The sequence below is a fragment of the Bradyrhizobium guangdongense genome, assembly GCF_006483445.1.
GTDB lineage: Bacteria > Pseudomonadota > Alphaproteobacteria > Rhizobiales > Xanthobacteraceae > Bradyrhizobium > Bradyrhizobium guangdongense_A.
In genome coordinates this window covers 1-4,834 of record NZ_PPPT01000160.1, presented here as the reverse complement: position 1 = coordinate 4,834, position 4,834 = coordinate 1, and the positions used below count along the sequence as shown (strand labels likewise).

At 64.8% G+C, this 4,834-nt stretch carries 5 protein-coding genes; all 5 read left to right on the top strand.

The genetic code is table 11. The features are described from left to right. The first annotated feature begins 186 nt into the window (after positions 1-186). A complete protein-coding gene (locus tag C2U70_RS22775) occupies positions 187-1,158 on the top strand; it encodes an ABC transporter permease (RefSeq protein WP_140980660.1) in 972 nt (323 codons plus the stop codon). Beyond that, positions 1,155-1,994, top strand: coding sequence for an ABC transporter permease (locus tag C2U70_RS22770; RefSeq protein ID WP_140980659.1), 840 nt, complete (start codon positions 1,155-1,157; stop codon positions 1,992-1,994). Before C2U70_RS22775 ends, C2U70_RS22770 begins: the two co-directional genes overlap by 4 nt. Then, a complete protein-coding gene (locus tag C2U70_RS22765) occupies positions 1,994-3,613 on the top strand; it encodes an ABC transporter ATP-binding protein (RefSeq protein WP_186294415.1) in 1,620 nt (539 codons plus the stop codon). Before C2U70_RS22770 ends, C2U70_RS22765 begins: the two co-directional genes overlap by 1 nt. A gap of 79 nt (positions 3,614-3,692) precedes the next feature. Next, the gene (locus C2U70_RS22760) at positions 3,693-4,013 is read left to right on the top strand and encodes a hypothetical protein (RefSeq protein WP_140980657.1); all 321 of its coding nucleotides are present in this window, start codon (positions 3,693-3,695) and stop codon (positions 4,011-4,013) included. Positions 4,014-4,238: 225 nt separating this feature from the next. Next, a partial coding sequence (locus tag C2U70_RS22755; protein WP_140980656.1) for an outer membrane protein occupies positions 4,239-4,834 on the top strand: 596 nt, incomplete at its 3' end.

The window sequence follows — 4,834 nt, the reverse complement described above, 5'->3', positions numbered from 1 at the left end:
CCCCGCTCGCGGGGAGAGGTCGAATTCGAGCATCGCTCGAATTCGGGTGAGGGGGAGCTTCCGCGAGTCCGTCTCTCACCTCCCTTGCGGAGACTCCCCCTCACCCCAACCCTCTCCCCGCAAGCGGGGCGAGGGAGCGCACCGCCCTCGCGGTGACATGCTTCTCACTCTCACTGCGCCATAGAGATGCTCTCCTTCATCGCCCAGCGTGTCCTCAAGGGCGTGATCGTGCTTATCGCGATCGTCGTCCTCAATTTCTTCCTGATCCGGCTTGCCCCCGGCGACCCCGCCGTTGTCATGGCGGGCGAAGCCGGCGCATCCGACCAGGTCTTCGTCAAGCAGCTCCGGGAAAAGTTCGGCCTCGACAAGCCGCTGCCCGAGCAGCTCTTTATCTATGTCAAAGGTGTCGTGACCTTCGACCTCGGCTTCTCGTTCCGCCAGCAGGCGCCGGTGTCGAAACTCATCGCGGAGCGGCTGCCGGCGACGCTGCTGCTGACGCTCTCGGCATTTGCGATCTCGCTCGTCCTCGGCATCCTTTTCGGCACGCTCGCGGCGCGCTTTGCCGGGACCTGGCTCGATACGCTCGTGACAGTGTTCGCGCTGATCTTCTACGCGACGCCGCTGTTCTGGGTCGCGCTGATGGCGATCCTGTTGTTCTCGGTCACCATGGATTGGCTGCCGAGCTTTGGCTACGAAACCGTCGGCGCCAATTACAGGGGGTTTGCCCACGTGCTCGACGTCGCCGCGCATCTGATCATGCCGGCGACCACGATCGGCCTGTTCTTCATGGCGACCTATACCCGCATGACGCGCGCCTCGATGCTGGAGGTGAAGCGGCTCGATTTCGTCAAGACCGCGCGTGCAAAGGGCCTCAGCGATGCCGTGATCCAGCGCCGCCACGTGCTGCGCAACGCGTTGCTGCCGGTCGTCACGCTTGCAGGCGTGCACTCGGGCACGCTGATCGGCGGCGCGGTCTTAACCGAGACCGTGTTCGCATGGCCCGGCATCGGACGTCTCATGTACGAAGCGCTGCTGCAGCGCGACTACAATCTCCTGCTCGGCGTCTTCGTCGTCTGCTCGGCGATGGTGCTGATCTTCAACCTCATCACCGACCTCGTTTATCGCCTGGTCGATCCACGCATCGAATTCGCCGCATGAAACAGTTTTGGACATCGATGCTGCGCAATCCGAGCGGACTGATCGGCCTGATCATCCTGCTGCTCGCGATTGCGATCGCCGTGTTCGGCCCGCTGCTGTTCCCCAATTCGCCCTGGCGAATGGTGCAGCGGCCGTTCCTGCCCCCGTTCACGCTCTCGACCGTGCCGCTCGGCACCGACGCGCTCGGCCGCGACGTGTTTGCGGGCCTCATCTTCGGCGCGCGGGTGTCGCTGCTGGTCGGCCTGGTCTCGACGCTGGTCGCGCTCATTGTCGGCGTGCCGATCGGCGCGATTGCCGGCTACTTCGGCGGCAAGGTCGACGACGCGCTGATGCGCTTCACGGAATTCTTCCAGACCATTCCGAGCTTTGCGCTCGCGATCGTGCTGGTCGCGATCCTGCAGCCCTCGATCTATTCGATCGTCGGCTCGATTGCGATCGTGAGCTGGCCGCCAGTGGCGCGCCTCGTGCGCGGCGAGGTGTTGTCGTTGCGCACGCGGGAATATGTCCAGGCCGCCATCGTCACCGGCCAAAGCAATAGCTGGATCATCTGGCGCGAAATCCTGCCTAACGCGCTCTCGCCGGTGATCGTGCTGGCCTCGCTGATGGTCGCAACCGCGATCCTCCTGGAGTCCTCGCTGTCGTTCCTCGGCCTCGGAGATCCCAACCTGATCTCCTGGGGCTACATGGTCGGCGCCGGGCGCACCGTGATCCGTCAGGCCTGGTGGATCACCGTCTTTCCGGGCATCGCGATCCTGATCTCCGTGCTCGGGCTCAACCTGATCGGCGAAGGCCTCAACGACGCGCTCAATCCGCGACTGTCGCGGGAGGGCCGCTGATGACTGCGCCGCCCGTCGTCTCCATCAAGAACCTGAGGATCGCGCTGCCCAAGGGAGCCGAGCGTCCCTTTGCGGTCGACGGCGTCTCGCTGGAGTTGAAACCCGGCAAGATTGTCTGCGTGGTCGGCGAATCCGGCTCCGGCAAGTCGATGTGCGCGCATGCGCTGATGGGACTGCTGCCGGATACGGTCGACGTCACCTCAGGCGAGATCCAGTTCGAGGGTCGCGATCTCGTCAAGCTCGACGATGATGCCTGGCGCGATCTGCGCGGCCGCAGGCTGGCGATGATCTTTCAGGAACCGATGACCGCGCTCAATCCCTTGATGCGGATCGGCGACCAGATGGCCGAGATGTTCGAGGCACACGGCCTGCTCACGCCGAAGGAGCGCCGCGCCAAGGCGTTGTCGCTGGCGCGCGAAGTCGGCCTGCCCGACCCCGAACGCATCGTGCGCGCCTATCCGCATCAGCTCTCCGGCGGACAGCGCCAGCGCGCCATGATCGCGATGGCGCTCGCGCTCGAGCCGGCGGTGCTGGTCGCGGACGAGCCGACGACAGCGCTCGACGTCACCACGCAAGCGCAGATCCTGAAGCTGATCCGTAACCTCCAGCGCAACCGCAACATGGCGGTCATGTTCATCACCCACGACTTCGGTGTCGTGGCAGATATCGCCGACCAGGTCGTGGTGCTCAGGCATGGCAAGGTGGTGGAGGAAGGCCCTGCCTCGATCGTCTTCAACCAACCGCAGCACGACTACACCAAGGCGCTGCTCGCGGCCGTTCCCTCGATGGATCCTCCGGCGCGAAAACCGCTCGACGAGCAGGCCAAGGCGGTCGAGGTGATTGGGCTCGACAAGACCTATGTCACGTCAGGCGGCTGGTTCCGCGAGGATCGCCGGGTCGATGCCGCGCGCGAGGTCAACTTCTCCATCCTCAAAGGCGAGACGCTCGGCCTGGTCGGCGAATCCGGCTCCGGAAAGTCGTCGGTGGCGCGGCTGGTGATGCGACTGATCGAGGCTGATCGCGGCACGGTGCGCATCGGCGACACCGATCTGACCGGCCTTTCCGGCAAAGCACTTCGCGCCGAGCGCCACCGCATCCAGATGATCTTTCAGGACCCGTTCGCCTCGCTCAACCCACGGCGCAAGATCGGCCACATCATCGCCGACGGCCCGATCGCGGCCGGCACCGCGCCCAAGGTCGCGTTCGACCGCGCCCGCGATCTGCTCAAGATGGTGGGCCTCGATGCCGGCGCGCTCGAACGCTACCCGCATGAATTCTCCGGCGGCCAGCGCCAGCGCGTCGGCATCGCGCGCGCGCTGGCGCTGGAGCCCGAGATCATCGTTGCGGACGAAGCCGTCTCCGCGCTCGACGTCTCCGTGCAGGCGCAAGTCCTGCGGCTGCTCGAAGACCTGAAGGCACGGCTCGGCCTCTCCATGCTGTTCATCACCCACGACCTGCGCGTCGCAGCCCAAATCTGCGACCGCATCGCAGTGATGCAGCGCGGCGCCATCGTCGAATTGAAGCCGACGGCGCAGCTGTTCGCCGCGCCCGAGCACAGCTACACAAGCGAGCTGCTCGCGGCCGTCCCCGGACGGAAGGAGCGCGCGCCGGCGGCATAGGAAAATTTCCGCGCCGGCCCTCGGATGAACCCGAATCAGGTTTATCGCGTTCTCCTCATCATCTCCTGGAATGAGTGGAATGACCGGACCTGAACTGAAGCAACTGCGCGCCGACCTGTCCGACGCCCTCGGCAAGAGGCTGACGGCCGCCGACATGGCAAAACTGTGTGGACTGCCGTCCGCCGGTGGCGCCGACACGATCCGGCGTTGGGAGGTGAAGGGCACGACCGCGGCGGCGACCAAGGTGCTGCGCGTGCTCGCGATGGCGAGCGAGCGCTATCCGATCATGGACAGCTTCAACGTGTTCGATCGTCACACCGTCCACGAGAAGGACCGGCCGGCGCGCCGCGCCGAGTTTCGCGCGCAGATGCGCGAGGAAGTGCTGAAACGGCTTGGTTAACGAGTGCTTCGCGCAAGGCGGTCCGAGCATCGCCGACTTAACCCTTTCTTCAGCCTTTCTTTACCCGCCGTTAGGCACAAAAATCATTTAAGGGCCAATAAGTTAGGTTAGCGATCGCTGTGCCACGCGAGTGACAGCATTTTCATCGAAAGCCATCTATCTGCGTAACCAACGGCGACGGCGCGGGATGCGCGCCAGCCGGGTTTGAGTGTTGGAGTAAAGACGATGAAGAAGATTCTGTTCGCGACCGTTGCGCTGCTCTTTGTGAGCGCGGCCGCCCCCGCCCTCGGTGCGGACCTCAACCGCGGCTACTACAAACAGCAGCCCGCGCCCGCTTATGCCGCGCCGCTCTACAACTGGACCGGCTTCTATCTCGGTGCGCATGTCGGCGGCGCCTTCTCGAGCGACAGCAATTTCAGTGGTCTGGCCACTGGCAACAACAGCAACGGCCGCTTCCTCGGCGGCTTGCAGGTCGGCGGCGACTGGCAGTTCAACCCGAACTGGGTGGTCGGCGTCGAAGGCCAGTATTCCTGGCTCTCCGGCAGCGTCGGCGCGGTTTATCCCGGCGGCTACGCCTACACCAACAACCAGCGCGGCCTCGGCTCGATCACAGGCCGCGTCGGCTACACCTGGGGTCCCGGCCTGCTCTATGTGAAGGGCGGCTACGCCTATTCCGACAACAACGAGAACGTGACGCTGGGCGGCGTGCCGGTGGCCTTCGCCATCAACGGCAACCACAAGGACGGCTACACCGTCGGTGCCGGCATCGAGTACATGTTCGCCCCGAACTGGTCGGCCAAGGCCGAGTACCAGTACTACAA

Bases quoted from the DNA above. Each gene is read 5' to 3' on its own strand.
- C2U70_RS22760 (WP_140980657.1), top strand. From the start codon at position 3,693: ATGACCGGACCTGAACTGAAGCAACTGCGCGCCGACCTGTCCGACGCC.
- C2U70_RS22765 (WP_186294415.1), top strand. From the start codon at position 1,994: ATGACTGCGCCGCCCGTCGTCTCCATCAAGAACCTGAGGATCGCGCTG.
- C2U70_RS22775 (WP_140980660.1), top strand. From the start codon at position 187: ATGCTCTCCTTCATCGCCCAGCGTGTCCTCAAGGGCGTGATCGTGCTT.
- C2U70_RS22770 (WP_140980659.1), top strand. From the start codon at position 1,155: ATGAAACAGTTTTGGACATCGATGCTGCGCAATCCGAGCGGACTGATC.